Source organism: Burkholderia sp. HMSC10F09 (genome assembly GCF_001806955.1).
GTDB classification, from domain to species: Bacteria; Pseudomonadota; Gammaproteobacteria; order Burkholderiales; family Burkholderiaceae; genus Burkholderia; species Burkholderia multivorans.
The window spans coordinates 36,129-54,714 of sequence record NZ_KV786786.1 but is presented as its reverse complement, the minus strand read 5'-3'; the positions used below and the strand labels follow the sequence as shown (position 1 = coordinate 54,714).

The window sequence follows — 18,586 nt, the reverse complement described above, 5'->3', positions numbered from 1 at the left end:
CTTGTTACAATAACGCGATATGGATGCTTCCCTGATACAGACCATCGCCGTCTACGCGCTGCCCGTGATCTTCGCGATCACGCTGCACGAGGCGGCGCACGGCTATGCCGCCCGCCTGCTCGGCGACAACACCGCCTACATGATGGGGCGCGTGTCGTTCAATCCGATGCGGCACATCGATCCGCTCGGCACGATCGCCATTCCGCTCGCGATGTATTTCCTGACCGGCGGCATGTTCCTGTTCGGCTATGCGAAGCCGGTGCCCGTCGCCTTCCGCAACCTGCGCGATCCGCGCTGGGGCAGCCTGTGGGTGTCGCTCGCGGGCCCGGCGTGCAACTTCGTGCAGGCGCTGGCGTGGGGCGTGATCGGCATCCTGCTGCGCGCGGCGGGCGTCGACGAGCCGTTCTTCACGCGGATGGCGTTCGCCGGCGTCAGCGCGAACCTCGTGCTCGGCGTGCTGAACCTGTTTCCGCTGCCGCCGCTCGACGGCGGCCGCATCCTCGCGGCGCTGCTGCCGCCGAAACAATCGATCGCGCTGTCGCGTATCGAGCCGTACGGTTTCATCATCGTCCTCGTGCTGGTTGCGACGGGCGTGCTGACGAATTTCTGGCTGCGTCCGCTGGTCAACGTCGGCGCGGACGTCCTGAACGCCATCCTGACTCCTTTGGCCTTGCTTTTCTAACGACAATCATGTTCCCAGATCGTATCTTCTCCGGCATGCGACCCACCGGGTCGCTGCACCTCGGCCATTACCACGGCGTGCTGAAAAACTGGGTGAAACTGCAGTCCGAGTACCCGTGTTTCTTCTGCGTCGTCGACTGGCATGCGCTGACGACGCACTACGAGACGCCCGAGGTCATCGAGAAGAACGTATGGGACGTGCTGATCGACTGGCTCGCCGCCGGCATCGATCCCGCGCAGGCGACGCTGTTCATCCAGAGCAAGGTGCCCGAGCACGCGGAACTCGCGCTGCTGCTCGGCATGAGCACGCCGCTCGGCTGGCTCGAACGCGTGCCGACCTACAAGGAACAGATCGAGAAGCTGAAGGACAAGGATCTGTCGACCTACGGCTTCCTCGGCTACCCGGTGCTGATGGCCGCCGACATCCTGCTGTACCGCGGCTCGCTCGTGCCGGTCGGCGAGGACCAGGTGCCGCACGTCGAGATGACACGCGAGATCGCACGCCGCTTCAACTATCTGTACGGCCGCGAGCCGGGCTTCGAGGAGAAGGCGCTCGAAGCCGCGAAGAAGCTCGGCGGCAAGCGCGCCAAGCTCTACCACGAGCTGCGCAACGCGTATCAGCAGGAAGGCGACGACGAGGCGCTCGAACAGGCGCGGGCGATGCTGCAGGAATCGCAGAGCCTGTCGATGAGCGATCGCGAGCGCCTGTTCGGCTATCTGGAAGGTGCGCGCAAGATCATCCTTGTCGAGCCGCAGGCACTGCTGACCGAAGCGTCGCGGATGCCGGGCCTCGACGGGCAGAAGATGTCGAAGTCGTACGGCAACACGATCGGCCTGCGCGAAGACGCCGAGACGATCACGAAGAAGGTCCGCACGATGCCGACCGATCCGGCGCGCGTGCGCCGCAGCGATCCGGGCGATCCCGACAAGTGCCCGGTGTGGCAGCTGCACCAGGTCTATACCGACGAAGCGACGCACGAGTGGGTGCAGAAGGGCTGCCGTTCGGCCGGCATCGGCTGTCTCGACTGCAAGCAGCCCGTGATCGAAGGCATCCTGCGCGAGCAGCAGCCGATGCTCGAGCGCGCGCAGAAATACATGGACGATCCGTCGCTGCTGCGCGCCATCGTCGCGGACGGCTGCGACAAGGCGCGCAAGCACGCGACCGAAACGATGCGCGACGTGCGCGACGCGATGGGTCTGTCGTACACCTGATCGCATGCATGAACCGATCCTCGCCGCCGCGGGCGGTCATGTCGCCCACACCGAGCCGTCGCGCTGGGTCGTGCGCTGGTCGGCGCTCGTGCGCGCGCACGGCGCGGTACTCGACGTCGCGGCGGGTGGCGGCCGCCATGCGCGCTGGTTTGCGTCGCGCGGGCATCCGGTCGTCGCGCTCGACCGCGATCCGGCGGCGCTCTCCGTCTTGGGCGCAATTCCCGGCGTCGATGCGCGCGATGCCGATCTCGAAGGCGCGCCATGGCCGTTGCCGGCCGATGCGCGGTTCGCGGCCGTCGTCGTCACGCATTATCTGCATCGTCCGCTCTGGCCCCATCTGCTCGAAGCGCTCGAGCCGGGCGGCGTTTTGATCTACGAAACGTTCGCGCGCGGAAACGAAACGGTCGGCAAACCGTCCAACCCTGCGTTCCTGCTTGCGCCGGGCGAGCTGCTGGACGCCGTGCGCGGCCATCTACGGGTGGTCGCGTACGAAGACGGTTTCGTCGCGGCGCCGCGCGAAGCGTTCGTTCAGCGCATCTGCGCGGTGCGCGAGGACGCGACCCCGAAGGCGGGGGCGGGAATTCCACGTTACGGACTGCCCGGCTAATCCGCTACAATCTCAACGTTTACCGGTACACAATCAATCGCGTTTCATGGCTAACGGCACCCAAGACGGCATTCAAATCCGCGGCAGCATCCCCGCGATCGTCACCCCGATGCTCGAAGACGGCAGTCTCGACCTGCCGGCATTTCGCAAACTGATCGACTGGCATATCGAAGAAGGCACCGATGCGCTGGTCGTGGTCGGCACGAGCGGCGAATCCGCGACGCTCAACGTCGAAGAGCACATCCTGATGATCCGCACGGCCGTCGAGCACGCGGCCAAACGCATTCCGATCATCGCGGGCGCGGGCGGCAATTCGACCGCCGAAGCGATCGAGCTGACTAAGCACGCGAAGGCGGTCGGCGCCGATGCGACGCTGCAGGTCGTGCCGTACTACAACAAGCCGACGCAGGAAGGGATGTACCGGCATTTCCGCACGATCGCGGAAGCGGTCGATCTGCCGGTGATTCTCTACAACGTGCCGGGCCGGACGGTGGCCGACATGTCGAACGAAACGATGCTGCGCCTCGCGCAGGTGCCGGGGATCGTCGGCGTGAAGGAAGCGACCGGCAACATCGATCGTGCGGCGCAGCTGATCAAGGCCGCGCCGAAGCATTTCGCGATCTACAGCGGCGACGATCCGACCGCGATCGCGCTGATGCTGCTCGGCGGCCACGGCAACATCTCGGTGACGGCGAACGTCGCGCCGCGCGCGATGAGCGCGCTGTGCCGCGCCGCGCTGGCCGGCGACGTGCAAACTGCGCGCGAGCTGCACATGAAGCTGCTGTCGCTGCACAAGAATCTGTTCATCGAGGCGAACCCGATTCCGGTGAAGTGGGCGCTGCATGCGATGGGCAAGATGCAGGGCGGCATCCGTCTGCCGCTCACGGCGCTCGACGAGCGCTGCCACGATGCCGTGCGTTCGGCACTCGTCGAGGCGGGCGTTCTCGCCTGACACGGAGGCGGCCGCGTCCTGCGGCCGCCGGCTCGACCCCTGATCAACCCGCACCGGCCGGCTCCGTCCGGCGCCGCTCCTGACGAGCGTTCTAGCAAGACGAAGGATTTCATGAAACGTTTCGCCATTTCCTCTCGCGCCATCCAGATGTCGGTGATGGCGCTTGCGCTGGGCGCGCTCGCCGGCTGCGATACGCTGAACGACTACCTGGCTCCCGACCGGGTCAACTACAAGAACACGGGTTCGGCGCCGCCGCTCGCGGTGCCGAGCGACCTGAAGCCGGTGCCGACCACACAGCAGTTCGTCGCGCCGCCGACCAACGCCGGGCTCGGCACGCTGCCGCCGCGCGCCACGACCGCGGCGGGCAACGCGACGGACGGCATTCCGAACGCGCAGGATCCGCTCGGCATGCACATCGAGCGCGACGGCGACCGCCGCTGGCTCGTCGTCGACGGCCGCACGCCGGAGCAACTGTGGCCGATCCTGAAGGAGTTCTGGCAGGAGAACGGCTTCTCGCTGAAGACCGACGCGCCGTCGACCGGCATCATGGTCACCGACTGGGCCGAGAACCGCGCGAACATTCCCGACGACTGGTTCCGCCGCACGATCGGCAAGGTGATCGACTTCGCGTACTCGTCGGGCACGCGCGACCGCTTCCGCACGCTGGTGAGCCGTACCTCGGGCGGCAACACCGACATCTCGATCACGCACAGCGCGATGGAGGAAATGATGGTCGGGCCGCAGGGCGGCACGTCGTCGCGCTGGGAAGAGCGTCCGCGCAACCCCGTGCTCGAAGCGGTGTTCCTGACGAAGCTGATGCAGAAGTTCGGGCTGACCGACGCGCAGGCGAAGCAGTTGCTGACCGATGCGCGTCCGGCCACCGCGCCCGCGCAAGTGGCCGACACGAGCGACGGCGCGGCGACGCTGCAACTGGCCGAATCGTTCGATCGTGCGTGGCTGCGCGTCGGTCTCGCGCTCGACCGGACGAACTTCACGGTCGACAACCGCGACCGCGAGAAGGGCATGTACACGGTCCGTTACGCGAACTCGATGGAAGAGCTCAAGCGCGACGGACTGTTCGGCAAGCTGTTCTACGGTGGGCCGTCGGCCGCGAAGCCGGGCAGGGAGTTCCTGGTCAACGTGCGCGCGCAGGGCAACGGCGGCACGCGGGTCGCGGTCGTCGATGCGAACGGCCAGGTCGACAACTCGTCGGATGCGAAGCGAATCATTTCGCTGCTCCACGCGCAGTTGAACTGAGCGCGTGCGATTCGCCAGCCTGGGAAGCGGCAGCGAAGGCAACGCGCTGGTCGTCGAGGCCACGAGCGGCACGACGACCACGCGCGTGCTGCTCGACTGCGGCTTTTCCGCAAAAGAGGTCGAGCGCCGGCTCGGCCGCCTGAATCTCTGCGTCGACGATCTCGACGCGATCCTCGTCACCCACGAACACAGCGACCATGTCGGCAGCGCGCTGACGCTCGCGCGGCGCGCATCGCTGCCGCTCTACATGAGCTGGGGCACCGCGCGCGCGGCGGGGGCGGACGAAGCCGACGTCGATCTGCGCGTGCTGTGGGGCGACGAAACGGCCACGATCGGCGATCTGGCCGTGATGCCCTATACGGTGCCGCACGACGCGCGCGAACCGCTTCAATTCGTGTTCATGGACGGTTGCCGACGGCTCGGCGTGTTGACCGATGTCGGCATGGCGACGCCGCACATCACGGCCGTGCTGAGCGGCTGCGACGCGCTGGTGCTCGAATCCAATCACGACACGGCGATGCTCGCCGCGAGCCGCTATCCGCAGTCGCTGAAGGCGCGAATCGGCGGCACGCACGGGCACTTGAGCAACGACGCGGCAGCGGGCATTCTGGCGTCGCTGGAACGCAGCCGTCTGCAGCATCTCGTCGCGGCTCACCTTAGTCAGCAGAACAACCGGCCGGAACTGGCGCGCGCGGCGCTGGCCGACGTGCTGGGCACGGACGGCGACGACGTGATCGTCGCGACGCAGGAGGCCGGCTTCGACTGGCTCATGCTCGGCTGAACCTGCGCAGGAGCAGGGCGGGGCGCCGCAGCACGTGGTCCGAGCGCGATTGCAAAAACGACGGACACAAAAAAACCGGCCCTCGGGCCGGTTTTTTTTCAGCTGATGCTGACGCTTACTGGCTTGCGCCCGAAGCCGGAGCAGCCGTCTCTGCCGAAGCAGCCGACGCCACAGCAGCAGCTGCATCGCTCGCAGCAGCGCTCGCCGACGAAGCAGCAGCAGCTGCATCGCTCGCAGCACCGGCAACTGCCGAAGCAGCCGACGAAGCGGCAGCAGCAGCGTCGCTAGCAGCCGACGAAGCGCTTTGGTCAGCGCTCTTGTTGCAAGCAGCCAGTGCAACAGCAGCCAACAGGGAAGCTACGAGGAGGGATTTCTTCATGATCACGTCCTTTTATGGTTAAAGGTAAGCAACAGCGCGAAACAATACCGGTAATGTGCTCCAACACCGACCTGGGCCGCTGGTGGAGACGCACTTCTAGAGCGTGAATCTTCCCTACGGCTTGGGCGGAAATTATATGCACTTTCCTATCGACCGTCGACAAATGCGGGGTCAATACGTTGTCTTTCCCATACAAAATTTGATTCATATGGGCGAACAGTTCGGCTACCACTCATTCCGGTTTCCGACCCGTATCCAGCCCGCACGATACCACTCGTGCAGCAGGGCTGTCATGGAGGGAACCCGGGATAGTGTTACAAACCGTTTCGCCTCCATCTGGCGCTGATTTGCCAGCTCGGGCAGCCATTCTCCGGCCTCCTCGAGCGGTCCTTCCTCGCCGTTGATGAAGTACGAGCGCGCGTTATACAACAATGCAGCGCGTCTGTCGAGACGGATGCCGCGGCGTGATGCCTGCGCAACGAATGCGGCTTCGGGCAATGGCCGTGCCGGCGGCTCGAACACCACGTTCGACTTCGGTTCGCTCAGGTAGCAGCCCAGAAATTCCGCGACGTCGCGCTTGCGCCAGCGAATCGCATCGACGATCTCGGCGACGCGCGCGACCATCGCCGGCGGCAGTTCGGCCGGCGCGGCGACCGCAGGCTGCTTCGGGTCGCGGTAGAGGTCGTCGGCGCCGCTGTCGCGAAGGCCGCCGCGCTCCGCCAGGTAATACAGGAACTGCGCGCCCAGTTCGCCGGCGGACGGCGCGCGAAAGCCGATCGAGCAGGTCATGCATTCGCCTTCGGCGACGCCGTCGTGCGCGATATGCGGCGGCAGATAGAGCATGTCGCCCGGCTCCAGCACCCATTCGTCGGTCGGCTCGAAGTTCGCGAGAATCTTCAGCGGCACGCCGGGCTGCAGCGACAGGTCCTGCTGCGCGCCGATGCGCCAGCGGCGCCGGCCCTCGACCTGCAGCAGGAATACATCATACGAATCGAAGTGCGGGCCGACACCGCCGCCGTTCGTCGCGTAGGAGATCATTAGGTCGTCGAGACGCGCGTCGGGGATGAAGCGGAACCGGTCGAGGAGCGCGCGCGCCGCGTCGACGTGCAGGTCGAGCCCCTGCACGAGCAGCGTCCAGGCATCGCGCGTCACGGCCGGCAGCGAGCCCGGCTCGAACGGACCGTGCGCCAGTTGCCACTTGTTACGAAAATGGGTGATCAGTCGCGATTCGGCGTCATAGTCTGCAGCTAGGTCGAACAGTGCGTCGCGCGTGACGGGCGGCTCTACGCCGGGCATCGCCTGGCGGATCAGCAGCGGCTTTTTCTGCCAGTAGCGGCGCATGAATTGCGCCGGGGTGAGACCGCCGAACAGCGGAGTGGGAAGATCGGGGGGCGGCGCGCCGAGCGGCGCGGCAGCGGCGTTCCGCGGTTCGGCTTGAGACCGGTTGCGCATCGTATAATGAGACTTGTATTTGGGAGAATTGGATGAAAATCGCAAAAAACACTGTCGTGTCTATCGCTTACAAGCTGTCGGATGCGCAAGGCAATCTGATCGAGGAAAGCGACGAGCCGATGGTCTATCTGCACGGCGGCTATGATGGCACGTTCCCCAAGATCGAGGAACAGCTCGATGGCCAGGAGCCCGGCTACCAGACGCAGATCCAGCTCGAGCCGCAGGACGCGTTCGGCGACTACGATCCCGAACTCGTGAAGATCGAGCCGCGCGACCGTTTTCCCGAGCCGCTCGAAGTGGGCATGCAGTTCGAAGGCACGCCGGAAGACGGCGACGAGGAAGTCGACTCGCTGATCTACACGGTCACCGACATCGCCGAAGACAAGGTCGTGCTCGACGGCAACCATCCGCTCGCCGGCATGGCGCTGCGTTTCGCGCTGACCGTGAAGGACGTGCGTGAAGCGACCGAGGAAGAGATCGAACACGAGCACGTGCACGGCGCGGAAGGGCTCGAGATCGTCGACGAGGACGAAGACGACGAAGACGATCGTCCGAACGACGCGTCGCCGTCAGGGCGCACGCTGCACTGAGCTCGCCGGTTCGCCTGGCGTCGCCTGCGGCGGCGCCGGCCATGATGCGCTGCCGGGCGCCGTGCCGTCGCCCTGCAGCGGCGGCGCGACCGACGACGAGTCCGGCAGCGCCGGCAACGCCGGGATCTCCGGCATTTGCGGCAACGGCACGTCGTCGTGCGGGACGAGCGGCAGCGAGGGCGGCACCGGCACATTCTTCGGCACCGTCTGCAAGCTCACGCCGAACGGCGTCTGCCGCGCCGGCGACACGCTCACCTTGACCCACTGATTCGCCGGCTGACGCGGGCCGATCGCGACGCGCGTGACATTTCCCACCGGTTCGCCATCGTCTGCGCGCAGCGGACGGTCGATCAGAAAGCCGTTCGCGAGCGGTTCCGCGCTCGCATGAATGACGAGGATCGGCCCGCGGAATGTCGCCGCTGCCTTGACCAACGTGCGTTTCAGCTCGCGGAATCCGTCGCGCACGCGCGGCCGGTTGAAGCGCAGCCACGCAAAGCGTTCCGCGCGTTCATAGCGATCGAACTGCGGATCGCCCTCGAAAATCACCACCATCGCGCGCGCATCGCGCCGCTTCGCGTATTCGGCCGCATGGTCGACCCAGAACGCGTTGGCGATCACGCGATCCTCGAATTCGCCGTTGCGGCCGCCGGCCGTCAGAAAGTGGTTGTTCGGCGCGGGCGCATTCAGCGCGACGTAGACGACGTCTCCTTGCATCCAGCGCGCGTTTTCGCGATATGGACGGAACCGCGCGACTTCGCTTTCGCGCGTGATCGGCAATGCGTTGCGATCGGGCAGCGCGGATTCGGCGAGCAGCGTCTGCCGCAGGAAGTCCAGTCGCTCGACCGGATCGTAATGCCCGCCCGTCGGTGTCCCGCAGGTCACCCAGTCGTCGTGGCCGGGGACGAATACGAGCGGCACGCGCGACGCGTCGAGGATCGCACTGCGCTGCGTATAGATCGCGTCGCGACACGCTTCTTTCGGTCCCTTCAGGTTGCCCGCATAGACGACGAACGCGAGATTGCGTTCGCGTGCGATCGATTCGAGCATGCGTTGCGCGGCGGGCTCGTCGGCGGGCGTGCTCATGACGCCCGATACGACCGCGAACGAGTAGGGTGCGGCCGCGCGCGCGGCCGGCGCGCCATGCGCGCGGGCCGGCGACAGCACGATTGCCGCTGCGGCGAGCGCAGCCATCGCGCACGCCGGCAGGCGGGGCATCACGCGCTCACGCGCGTGCGTCGCCATCGTGGTCCCGCACGAGTGCGCGCAGCTCGTACAGCAGGTCGAGCGCTTCGCGCGGCTTCAGATCGTCCGGATCGATTTCGCGCAGCTTCTCGAGCGCCGGATGCGGTGCGTCGGGGACGACGGGCGCATCCGCACACTCGAGATCGCCGGGCGCCGGCTGCGCGCTGAACAGGTCGAGCTGCGGCGTTTGCTGTGCCGCCGACTGCTGTTCGAGGTGCGCCAGATGCTTGCGTGCCGCGCGGATCACCGGCGCCGGCACGCCGGCGAGCTGCGCGACCTGCAGCCCGTAGCTCTGATTTGCCGGCCCTTCGTTGACCGCGTGCAGGAACACGATCCCGTGCCCGTGCTCGACGGCCGACAGATGCACGTTGGCCGCCTGCGGGAATTCGAGCGGCAGTTGCGTGAGTTCGAAGTAGTGCGTCGCGAACAGCGTATAGCAGCCGTTGTGTGCGAGCAGGTGGCGCGCAATCGCCCAGGCGAGTGCGAGACCGTCGAACGTCGACGTGCCGCGGCCGATCTCGTCCATCAGCACGAGGCTCTGCGGCGTTGCGTCGTTGAGAATCGCGGCGGCCTCGGTCATCTCGACCATGAACGTCGAGCGGCCGCCTGCCAGATCGTCGGCTGCGCCGATGCGCGTGAAGATCCGGTCGATCGGGCCGAAGCGCGCGGACTTCGCCGGCACGTAGCTGCCGACGTAGGCCATCAGCGCGATCAACGCCGTCTGCCGCATGAACGTCGACTTACCGCCCATGTTCGGGCCCGTGATCAGCAGCAGCTTGCGCTCGGCGCCGAACCGGCAGTCATTCGCGATGAACTGCTCCACCTGCGCTTCGACGACCGGATGCCGGCCCTGTTCGATCTCGATGCCGACTTCGTCGGTGAACGTCGGCGCGACCCAGTCGAGCGCGCGTGCGCGCTCGGCGAACGCGGCGAGCAGATCCAGTTCCGCAAGCGCCGAGGCGACGCGCTGACATTCCGGAATGAACGGCAGCAGCGCCTGCAGCACCGAGTCGTACAGTGCGCGCTCACGCGACAGTGCGCGCTCCTGCGCGGACAGGGCCTTGTCCTCGAACGTCTTCAGTTCGGGCGTGATGTAGCGTTCCGCATTCTTCAGCGTCTGGCGGCGCCGGTAGTCGTCGGGCACCTTGTCGGTCTGGCCGCGCGTGACTTCGATATAGAAGCCGTGCACCTTGTTGTATTCGACGCGCAGGTTCGCAATGCCGGTGCGTGCGCGCTCGCGTGCTTCGAGATCGATCAGGAACTGTCCGCAGTTCTCGGAGATATCGCGCAGCTCGTCGAGCTCGGCATCGTAGCCGCGCGCGATCACGCCGCCGTCGCGCACCATCGCGGCAGGCTCGGGTGCGATCGCGGTCGTCAGCAGGTCAAGGCATTCGGCGGGCGGGGCGAGCGCCGCGTCCAGGCGCGCAAGCGCATCGGCGTTCGCGACGATCGGCTTGATGCGCTCGCGCAGCGCCGGCAGTGCGGCGAACGTATCGCGCAGGCTCGACAGGTCGCGCGGCCGCGCCGAGAGCAGCGCGAGACGCCCGGTGATCCGTTCGACGTCGGCAATCTGGCGCAGGGCACTGCGCAGCGCGTCGAGACTGGCGTCCGCCGGCGCATCGAGCAGCGCGCCGATCGCCTGCTGGCGCGACTGCGCGGCGACGGACGCGCGCGGCGGATGATGTAGCCAGTGGCGCAGCAGGCGGCTGCCCATCGTCGTGCAGCAGGTATCGAGCAGCGAATAGAGCGTCGGCGACTCGGTGCCGCGCAGCGTTTCGGTCAGTTCGAGATTGCGGCGCGTCGCGGGATCGAGGCCGATGTATTCGCTTTCGTTTTCGACTTTCAGGCTGCGCACGTGACGCAGTTGCTGGCCTTGCGTCGCGGCCGCATACAGCAGCAGCGCGCCAGCCGCGCCGCACGCGCTTGTCAGCGAATGCGCACCGAATCCATCGAGGCTCGCGACGTCCAACTGCTCGCACAGACGCTGCGTACCCGAAGCAATATCGAAGTGCCATGTAGGCACGCGCTTGATCGCGCCTGCGCCGGCCGGAATCGCGTCGGTCGCGCCGTCGGCCGTCAGGATTTCGGCCGGCCGGATCCGCTCAAGCGCCGCGCCGAGCTGGTCCGGTTCGATTTCCGCGAGCCGCAGCGCGCCGCTCGCGAGGTTCAGCCATGCGAGGCCGATGTTGACCGCCACGCCGCGCTTGTTGTGCCCGGTACACATCGCGAGCAGGTATACGTCGTTCTTGTCGGACAGCAGCGCCGCGTCCGTCAGCGTGCCCGGTGTGACGACACGCACGACCTTGCGTTCGACCGGGCCCTTCGACGTCGCGGGATCGCCGATCTGTTCGCAGATCGCAACCGACTCGCCCATCTTCACGAGCTTCGCCAGATATTGCTCGACCGCATGGTGCGGCACGCCGGCCATCTTGATCGGATTGCCTGCCGATGCGCCGCGCTGCGTGAGGGTCAGGTCGAGCAGGCGCGCGGCCTTCTCGGCGTCCTCGAAGAACAGCTCGTAGAAATCGCCCATCCGGTAGAAGACGAGCGTGTCGGGATGCTCGGCCTTGATGCGTAGGTACTGCTGCATCATCGGCGTATGATTGCTTATTGCGGCTTCCGTAAGCTGCTGTTTCACTTCCGTAATTTCCTGCACGTCCTTATCCATCAAGGCATTCCGTCCGTTTTGGGGTATCCGCTATCGAATTTCCCCATGTCGCGACATCTTGCGAAATTTCTGTTGTCAGCGTAGCTTTTTGCCTCTGTCACAACACGAGCATACGCCGGGCTACCCCGGCGTATGGCGGAAACCTACGCTGAGGTATGAATGCGGTTTGACGCCCGTACGGCAAAGCAACTTTTGCCCGGTGCACACCTGAATATTGACGGATGTCCGGGTCTTCGGCTGCAGGCGACTGCGTCGCGCCGTAGCTGGATTTACCGTTACAAGTCGCCCGTCGACGGACGTATGCGACAAATCAAGATCGGCGAATGGCCCGCGCTGTCGATCGCCGCGGCGGCCGTTGAGTGGGAGCGCTTGAGGGACGAGCGCAACGCAGGCAACGATCCGGCGCTGAAGAAGCGGCAAGCACACGGTTCTGTCGGCGTAATGGTACAGCAAGGGGATTCGCCGACCGTGCGCGAAATATGTGCGGCATATCTGAAAGGCCACATAGACGTAAATCGAGGCATCAAGGGAGCGACTGAGGTCGCCCGCATGTTTCGAACCATGATCGAAGACATCGCCGACCTGCCGGTTGCCGAGGTGACGCGCGAGCGTGCGTTCGCCAAAATCGACGCCTTTCGGCACATTCCGGTGCAAGCGTCGAAGCTCCGGCTCGAGCTGGGGGCGGCATGGGACTACGCGTTAGACGCCGGCAAGATTCCAGAGTCGACGCCGAACTGGTGGCGTCAAATCATGCGCGGTAGGCTGAGGAGCAACGGCAAGCGTATTCAGGGGCAGCCCGTCGGGACCGTAAAGCGGTTTCTGAATGAGAGTGAGGTTGGGACGTTAATAAACTGGTTGCCGAACTTCAGCCGCAACGTTGAGGACGCTTTGACTCTTTACCTCTGGACCGGAACGCGCGGCGCAGAGATTGCGTCGATGGAGGGCGCGGAGATTAGCGACGAGCCAGACGGCCTGTGGTGGACGATTCCCAAGGCAAAGACGAAGAACGCACGGCATGCGAACGCTACCGACCTGCGAGTGCCGTTGATCGGCCGAGTAGAAGCGATCGTGCGCCGCCGGCTCGCGCGTTATGGCAAGGGATGGTTATTTCCGGCGGAAAGGGGCGGACCGATGCAGCAAAAGGTGTTTGGGCAGGCGGTTCATTTCCATATGCCCTACAGCGAAACGCGGCCGGAGCAGTCTCGGCCGCGGCTACCCGTTACGCATTGGGCACCTCACGACCTGCGTCGGACAGCGCGTACCATGCTGGCGGCGCTCGGCTGTCCATACGAGGTCGGTGAGGCGATCATCGGGCATATGCTGCCCGGAGTCGGCGGCGTTTACAACCGTCACAGGTACGACGCCGAGCGCCGCCAGTGGTTGACGAAGCTGGATGCGAAGCTTGAAGAGCTTACTTCTAAAAGGTCGGACTAGATCCAACAGCCAGCGTCAGATCGGCTGACTCAGTTCAGCCAGTTTCGGCCGTTCAACTCAGATTCGAGGATCGTCGTGCTTCTCGAAGCGGACGTTCAAGGCTGCGGGTATCCGGCTCTCCTCAGAAGTAACATGGGAATGGATGCTGCACGGCACTACAGACATAAGCGGGATGCCGCTGCCACCAGCACGTTGACAATCCTCCCGAACAAATTTCTCTGACAGCGAAAAATATTTGACTCTTGCGAGAAGGAGCCGTATAGTTCCTGACAGCAGCTAGCGGAGACTTTATCTCGTGTTGTTGGGGTGCGAGCCCCGTGGGGAGGAAACTCTCTAATGTTTGCCCGTTCATGTCCTTCTGGACGCGTCGGGATAGGCGGGTTCCGCGAGAACGGAACCCGGTGAGGTAGGTGGGGGACAAGGCACTGTTCACTCCGCGTTTTTGCTGTCCAAAGATGTGCGAGAGGCCGTCACTGTTGTGCGCATGGTGCTCATAACGTAGTAGTGAAGGTCATTCTTTGGAGGTGTAAATGCAAAAACTGAAACAAGCTGCAGAGCAGTGTCCGTCCGATTCGAAGCTCTCTAAGTGGATCGTGCTAATCCGAGTGATTCTTCGGCTCTGCACGGTGCTGTACCACCTGTTTAATGCGGTAGACAAGCTGATTGCCTACCTGCTTAAGCTGGGAGGACATTCGTAAAGGGCTTACCCCCTTATTTTCACTCGCTCTTATGGGAGTACTGCCATGTTAGGCGAGGCTCTTCGACTGGTCCGTGTGTACCACGACCTTTCGCAATCTCAACTGTGCACGGAGCTCGGCGTATCCAATTCGTACGTCTCAGAAATCGAATCAGGCAAGAAGCAGCCTACTTTGGAGCTGCTACAGAAATACTCAGCGGAGTTCGGCATCCCCGTTTCATCGTTGATGTTTTTTGCGGAAAATCTAGACGATCCGAAACCGACGGACAAGCTACGCAAGATGGCTGCTAGTCAAGTGATTTCGTTGCTTCAATGGGTGGAGAATAAGAATGCCCGTAAACGCATCGGCGAAGCTTCTAGCAAGAAGAAGTCGAAGTGAGCGCTATGACATTGATCAAAGCCACCTGTTTCGCGTCGGGTCGCCTGCGCGCCTCTCGAAAGTCTTGGGTGTCAGCTTAGACAAACTCCTGGAACTGTCTCGACGCACTGACAATTACAAGCTCTTCCAGAAAGAAGATGTCGATCCATTTGCACGACATCATCGGAGACGACGAGACATTCAGGAGCCCAAGACGGCACTGAAGAAAGTCCACGAGAGAGTCGCCAAGTTGCTCAAATTTGTTCGCGTACCCGCATATCTTCATTCGGCAGTAAAGGGGGTTTCGTATCGAACAAATGCGCTCGAGCATGCGGAGCGCGGCGTATCTATCCTTACGATGGATATCGCGGATTTTTACCCTTCGACACGCGAATCTCGAGTGTTCGATTTCTTCCGCAATGACTTGAAGTGCGCGCCAGACGTTTCAAGGCTCATGGCGAAATTGCTGACGTGGCGCGGCGTGCTCGCGACGGGTAGCCCTGCAAGTCCTCTCTTGTCTTTCCATTGCAACCGCGCAATGTTCGATGAGATGGCTGCAGTAGCAGTCAAGAACAAGTTCACGTTCACATGTTACGTCGACGACATTACGTTTTCGGGTGTGAACGTTCGACGTGGTTTTGCAAGCGAGATTGCGCGCATTGCTCATCGACACGGTCATCGCATCAAGGAGCACAAGACTCGCTTCTATTGCGCAGGCCAGGCAGGAATCGTCACTGGCGTGGTAGTTGAAGATGGCTCGGTCAGCGTTCCCCACGAGCGACGCCTCAAGGGGCGGCGCATCGAGACAGCCATAGACGGCGCGACAGATCCTGTCGAACGCATCGCGCTTACTGAAAAACTGATGGGCCTTGCTGGCGAGGCGGCGTACCTCGATGAAACGTTCCGTCCGTGGGTGGACTCGATCAGAGGAAAGCTTAAGATACTGCGCCGCTCCTACGCGTCAAGGCGATAACAGATTTGTTCTTGCGTACGCGTGGCGCTGGCACCTCCAAAAGTTGCTGACCCGCTCATCAATGAGGCCATGCGGACGCAAGAAAGTCCGTCAGACTGTCCGTTTAATGTGTGATTCGAGATGGTCGCACGATATTCCCGATGGGCCGCAACGGGTCGATCACCGCCATCGACGACGAGCGGTCGTATTGGCCGAGACCTAACCTGACGTTGACTGACCGGGGAGGTCTCGGCCTATACAACTTACTCGGGCGCATGCGCATTAGCCTTGCGTCGGCCAGTTCCACAGTTCGGCGGGGGCAGAAACTCCGAGGGCGTGCGAGCTTCGGCCCATTCTTCGATTTCCCGAGTAAGCCATCCAACGCGACGACCCGAGAGCGCCCGCGGCTTCGGAAACTGGTCTTGGCGAACCAGTTTATGAATGACGGCGGGCGAAAGCGAGATAGCTGCGGAGACCGATTCAATATCCAGATAGATCGGCTTCATTGCGACGGTCATGCGTTACTGCCCTCGCGCGACGTTGAGTTCCAGTGCGATCGACATCACGTCGAAACCGTCGCGGCGCGTACAGGCGACGACGCGGATCATGTTTGAAGTCATCGTTGGTCTCCGTTGATCTTGGGATGCCACGTTTCGAGCCATGCGCGTACGTGCTTCTTGAAGGCGAAGGTCGAATGCTCGATGTCGACGTGACGTCGACTGAACAGGCAGTTCCACGTACCGTCATCTGCCCGCCAAATCGACACTGCTCCGTGATCGCCTGCGTCGGTACAGGCGCGATGTTGCCGAAGCAGGCGCATTGCATGAGCGGGAGACTGGAAGAAGGGTACGTTGTCGATACGGCCGGCGGCGACGCCCGGAAGGTTGACTAGAGAACCCATCATTGGCCTCCGTGCTTTGAGCTGGTAGGTATTGCGTGATCGAGCTGCATGAGCCCGGTCTCGAGGGTGATGCTGGCAGTCGCCGCCCAAGTGCGGGCTTCCTGCGCCGCTTTATGGCGGGCGAAGGAGCCGACCTCGTTGGCCATCAGGTCCAGTAGCTCGACGTCGGCCGCGTGCGAGATCTCAGTGATCAACGCGCGGATCTCGATGCGAATCGCGTCGAGCCGCGCGAGCTTGCCTTGGCGGGTATCCGCCAAGGCTTCGTTTTTCTGGATCGCTGTTTCGGGCGTCAGCCCATCGTTGTTCGACTGCAACGAAGTGCCGTTGAGGCTCGCCAGTGCGATAGCCGTGCGCTTTTTCGCGTGTTCCCGCTTTCGCGGCAGCGGACGAGGGGTAGAAAGGGCCGGGCGCGAGGTCAATTGGCGACTCCTGTCGGAAACGGCCATGCGGTCGCGGGGTGCAGCCCGCGTTTCGCGGCGGCCGACGTCGTGGCGATCGGTCGAACGTCCAGCAAATCGGCGACGGGCATCAGCGCTGTGTGGACGGCTTCGATGGTTGAAGGTGAGAGCTTGCCGAATCCATCGTCGTGCAGGACCGCTTGCAGCGCCTGCAAAAGTTGCTTGGCCTGCCCGTCAGCGACTTTGCGGGGCGCGTTCGAGCGCGCGGCGGGTTCTGCTGCGGTCGACGCAGCTACACCTGCGTCGCGAGACGTAGAGGACGCAGGAGCCATGTCGAGATGCTTCTTTGTCACGCGGGTCTTGCCGGCCGCAGCAGCTTTTGCCACGCCTTTCTGGAGCCGGTCGAGCGCCTTGTCTGCCCCGTGGTCGCGGATCTGTTCGATCGCGAGCGTGCCCGAGACCGTCCCGTCGCGGACCATCTGGTGCAGTTCCGCTGGCGCATGTTCGAGCAGCGCGACATCACGGACGGTTTGATCTGTGATGTTGAGCCGCTTGCAGATCGTCGCGACGGTCATGCCATGAACGTCACGCAATTCCGCGATAGCCGCGGCCAGATCGAGCGGCGATGACCGCTTGCCTTCGTTGCTGACGATGCCGTCGATGATCATTTCGGCGCGATTGACCGTCTTCGCGTCGCGTACTACGACAGGGATCTTGTGTAGGTTTGCGCCGGCCTCGATTGCCTTGCCGGCCGCGAGGTAGCGATGCTGGCCCTTGTACACGAACAGCAGGTCTTTACCGTCGACCTTTCGCGCGTAGCAATGCAGCGGGGAGCCCTTGTCGAATCCGTTGGCGAGGATCAGCGCGGTCAGGTGCTCGACCCATTCGGGATCGACCGGGCGAATGTTGTCCGCCGGGTCGTAGTGGAGTTGTTCGTACGGCACCATCCAGAGGTCCGCCGACGTCGCGCCGGCTGCGGCAGCGGCGGCTTTGATGTTCCCGGTCGGGATCGGGGCGGTCAGGTCGAGTTGCTGCGTACGGTCGTCCATCATGCGCACCTCCGACGTTGAATCAGGAATTCGAGGCGCGCGACTTCAAGGTCGATGCTCTGGCGGAACAGTCGGAGATAGCGCAACGCGTGCGCGGCGGAATCCTGCAGCGTGTCCGGCGTGATCTCGAGCGGATACAGGTGCGGGAACGACACGGACACGTGGTTGCGACCGTCGCGCGTGACGATCGGGTGGAACGCGGGGCGGGTGTGCATCGACCCGGCGACGACCTCCGCATGCGCCGCTCGCCGCGGTCGGAATGAGTCGTCCGCGCCGGTGGTGTACGTGCCGTCGGCCTGCTTGCAGGGAATCGGCAGAGGCGGCGCTGCATCGGATCCTGCAAGCCAGTACACGAAGCGCAGATCGTGCGGCCGCGGCTGTCGGCGCAGCAGTCCCCCGCGAGCAAGCTTGTCGATGTGCTGAGCTGCAACACCGGCCATGTCGGGGAAGTACGTCTTGCAGACTTCCTCGGATGTCATCGCGCGATTCAATCGCTTGAACACGTCGAGGATGCGAATGGTGAGGTCTGCGCGTTGTGCGGACGTCATGTCGACGAACGGGTTCACGCACTGCGTGGAATCGACCGTGCTCGTCATCATGCGGCCTCCCGAATGGTGAGCGCACGCGGCTTCCGCGGCTTTTTCGCTCGGGTGATCACGGCCGCTGCTGCTGCCTCCAGTGCGCGTTTCGTGTCGCGCAGCCGTGTGATGGCCGAGGCGCAGTCATCTTCGCTTGGATACGAGATTTGAGTTCCGGCTATCTCCGTCCCGTCGAGGATCATGTAGAGCGTGTGGACGCTGTCTGCGAGGGGGCGACGGGCAACGATGTATTTGCCGACGAGGATCGGGGTCGTCGGGCGCTTCGCGTCTCGGTCGTAGCGCACTACGCTCCGAAGGGACAGGGTGTCACGACGCACGACGTCAAAAGGCGGTTCGGCTGTGAATTTGATGCGCGACATGGCGGGTCTCCATGACGC

The 18,586-nt window shown here is 63.8% G+C and carries 20 protein-coding genes and 1 pseudogene; 11 read left to right on the top strand and 10 right to left on the bottom strand.

Translation table 11 applies throughout. The annotated features are described in order from the left end of the window. Nucleotides 1-19: 19 nt before the first annotated feature. The 7 genes from HMPREF3115_RS18775 to HMPREF3115_RS31650 all read left to right on the top strand — a co-directional run bounded on the left by HMPREF3115_RS18775 (nt 20) and on the right by HMPREF3115_RS31650 (nt 5,778). Nucleotides 20-682, top strand: a complete 663-nt coding sequence (locus HMPREF3115_RS18775) for a site-2 protease family protein (protein WP_012213093.1) — start codon at nt 20-22, stop codon at nt 680-682. An 8-nt stretch (nt 683-690) separates the two neighbouring features. Next, nucleotides 691-1,893, top strand: a complete 1,203-nt coding sequence (locus HMPREF3115_RS18770; protein WP_006401925.1) for a tryptophan--tRNA ligase — start codon at nt 691-693, stop codon at nt 1,891-1,893. A gap of 4 nt (nt 1,894-1,897) precedes the next feature. Beyond that, entirely contained in the window at nt 1,898-2,500 is a 603-nt protein-coding gene (locus HMPREF3115_RS18765) for a class I SAM-dependent methyltransferase (protein WP_070555592.1), read from the top strand. 46 nt (nt 2,501-2,546) lie between these two features. Next, complete coding sequence (gene dapA / locus HMPREF3115_RS18760; protein ID WP_006401923.1) at nt 2,547-3,452, top strand: 4-hydroxy-tetrahydrodipicolinate synthase; 906 nt, start codon at nt 2,547-2,549, stop codon at nt 3,450-3,452. 111 nt (nt 3,453-3,563) lie between these two features. After that, entirely contained in the window at nt 3,564-4,709 is a 1,146-nt protein-coding gene (gene bamC / locus HMPREF3115_RS18755; RefSeq protein ID WP_070555590.1) for an outer membrane protein assembly factor BamC, read from the top strand. A 4-nt stretch (nt 4,710-4,713) separates the two neighbouring features. Further along, on the top strand, nt 4,714-5,490 hold the full coding sequence (locus HMPREF3115_RS18750) for an MBL fold metallo-hydrolase (protein ID WP_070555587.1): 777 nt from the start codon (nt 4,714-4,716) through the stop codon (nt 5,488-5,490). 105 nt (nt 5,491-5,595) lie between these two features. Further along, on the top strand, nt 5,596-5,778 hold the full coding sequence (locus tag HMPREF3115_RS31650) for a hypothetical protein (protein WP_006412183.1): 183 nt from the start codon (nt 5,596-5,598) through the stop codon (nt 5,776-5,778). A gap of 20 nt (nt 5,779-5,798) precedes the next feature. Here HMPREF3115_RS31650 and HMPREF3115_RS33080 read toward each other — a convergent pair whose 3' ends face one another. Both HMPREF3115_RS33080 and HMPREF3115_RS18745 read right to left on the bottom strand, forming a co-directional pair. Beyond that, the gene (locus tag HMPREF3115_RS33080; RefSeq protein ID WP_011657350.1) at nt 5,799-6,044 is read right to left on the bottom strand and encodes a hypothetical protein; all 246 of its coding nucleotides are present in this window, start codon (nt 6,042-6,044) and stop codon (nt 5,799-5,801) included. Between the two features lie 50 nt (nt 6,045-6,094). Beyond that, nucleotides 6,095-7,321, bottom strand: a complete 1,227-nt coding sequence (locus HMPREF3115_RS18745; RefSeq protein ID WP_070555585.1) for a cupin domain-containing protein — start codon at nt 7,319-7,321, stop codon at nt 6,095-6,097. Nucleotides 7,322-7,353: 32 nt separating this feature from the next. On the opposite strand from HMPREF3115_RS18745, the gene HMPREF3115_RS18740 reads away from it, so the two are divergent. After that, on the top strand, nt 7,354-7,911 hold the full coding sequence (locus HMPREF3115_RS18740; protein WP_006401918.1) for an FKBP-type peptidyl-prolyl cis-trans isomerase: 558 nt from the start codon (nt 7,354-7,356) through the stop codon (nt 7,909-7,911). Here HMPREF3115_RS18740 and HMPREF3115_RS18735 read toward each other — a convergent pair. Both HMPREF3115_RS18735 and mutS read right to left on the bottom strand, forming a co-directional pair. Then, the gene (locus HMPREF3115_RS18735) at nt 7,891-9,126 is read right to left on the bottom strand and encodes a hypothetical protein (protein WP_175765415.1); all 1,236 of its coding nucleotides are present in this window, start codon (nt 9,124-9,126) and stop codon (nt 7,891-7,893) included. The genes HMPREF3115_RS18740 and HMPREF3115_RS18735 overlap by 21 nt on opposite strands. A gap of 7 nt (nt 9,127-9,133) precedes the next feature. Continuing rightward, nucleotides 9,134-11,821 carry a DNA mismatch repair protein MutS gene (gene mutS / locus HMPREF3115_RS18730; protein WP_006412174.1) on the bottom strand — a complete coding sequence of 896 codons (2,688 nt, stop codon included), beginning with the start codon at nt 11,819-11,821 and terminating at the stop codon, nt 9,134-9,136. 159 nt (nt 11,822-11,980) lie between these two features. Between mutS and HMPREF3115_RS18725 the strand changes: the two genes are divergently transcribed. From HMPREF3115_RS18725 to HMPREF3115_RS29635, 3 genes are all read left to right on the top strand, one after another. Next, on the top strand, nt 11,981-13,255 hold the full coding sequence (locus HMPREF3115_RS18725) for a tyrosine-type recombinase/integrase (RefSeq protein ID WP_006414289.1): 1,275 nt from the start codon (nt 11,981-11,983) through the stop codon (nt 13,253-13,255). 743 nt (nt 13,256-13,998) lie between these two features. Beyond that, on the top strand, nt 13,999-14,331 hold the full coding sequence (locus tag HMPREF3115_RS18720; RefSeq protein WP_043281026.1) for a helix-turn-helix domain-containing protein: 333 nt from the start codon (nt 13,999-14,001) through the stop codon (nt 14,329-14,331). Continuing rightward, nucleotides 14,282-15,283: a reverse transcriptase family protein gene (locus tag HMPREF3115_RS29635; protein WP_080594104.1), complete on the top strand. Its 1,002-nt coding sequence runs from the start codon at nt 14,282-14,284 to the stop codon at nt 15,281-15,283. The genes HMPREF3115_RS18720 and HMPREF3115_RS29635 overlap by 50 nt, the downstream gene beginning before the upstream one ends. A 242-nt stretch (nt 15,284-15,525) precedes the next feature. Here the strand turns inward: HMPREF3115_RS29635 and HMPREF3115_RS29630 are convergent, their stop codons facing one another. The 6 genes and pseudogenes from HMPREF3115_RS29630 to HMPREF3115_RS18690 form a co-directional block, all read right to left on the bottom strand. Continuing rightward, a complete protein-coding gene (locus HMPREF3115_RS29630; protein ID WP_080594108.1) occupies nt 15,526-15,768 on the bottom strand; it encodes a helix-turn-helix transcriptional regulator in 243 nt (80 codons plus the stop codon). 110 nt (nt 15,769-15,878) lie between these two features. Beyond that, a complete protein-coding gene (locus HMPREF3115_RS29625; protein WP_141751699.1) occupies nt 15,879-16,163 on the bottom strand; it encodes a hypothetical protein in 285 nt (94 codons plus the stop codon). Continuing rightward, the gene (locus tag HMPREF3115_RS18705; protein ID WP_233620177.1) at nt 16,163-16,582 is read right to left on the bottom strand and encodes a hypothetical protein; all 420 of its coding nucleotides are present in this window, start codon (nt 16,580-16,582) and stop codon (nt 16,163-16,165) included. The genes HMPREF3115_RS29625 and HMPREF3115_RS18705 overlap by 1 nt, the downstream gene beginning before the upstream one ends. Nucleotides 16,583-16,659: 77 nt before the next feature. Beyond that, nucleotides 16,660-17,610 (bottom strand): annotated as a pseudogene (locus tag HMPREF3115_RS18700) (ParB/RepB/Spo0J family partition protein); the annotation flags it as partial. After that, nucleotides 17,610-18,209, bottom strand: a complete 600-nt coding sequence (locus tag HMPREF3115_RS18695; protein ID WP_006414275.1) for a hypothetical protein — start codon at nt 18,207-18,209, stop codon at nt 17,610-17,612. The pseudogene HMPREF3115_RS18700 and the gene HMPREF3115_RS18695, both read right to left, overlap by 1 nt. Further along, on the bottom strand, nt 18,206-18,568 hold the full coding sequence (locus HMPREF3115_RS18690) for a hypothetical protein (RefSeq protein WP_043281024.1): 363 nt from the start codon (nt 18,566-18,568) through the stop codon (nt 18,206-18,208). Before HMPREF3115_RS18690 ends, HMPREF3115_RS18695 begins: the two co-directional genes overlap by 4 nt. Nucleotides 18,569-18,586: the final 18 nt, after the last annotated feature.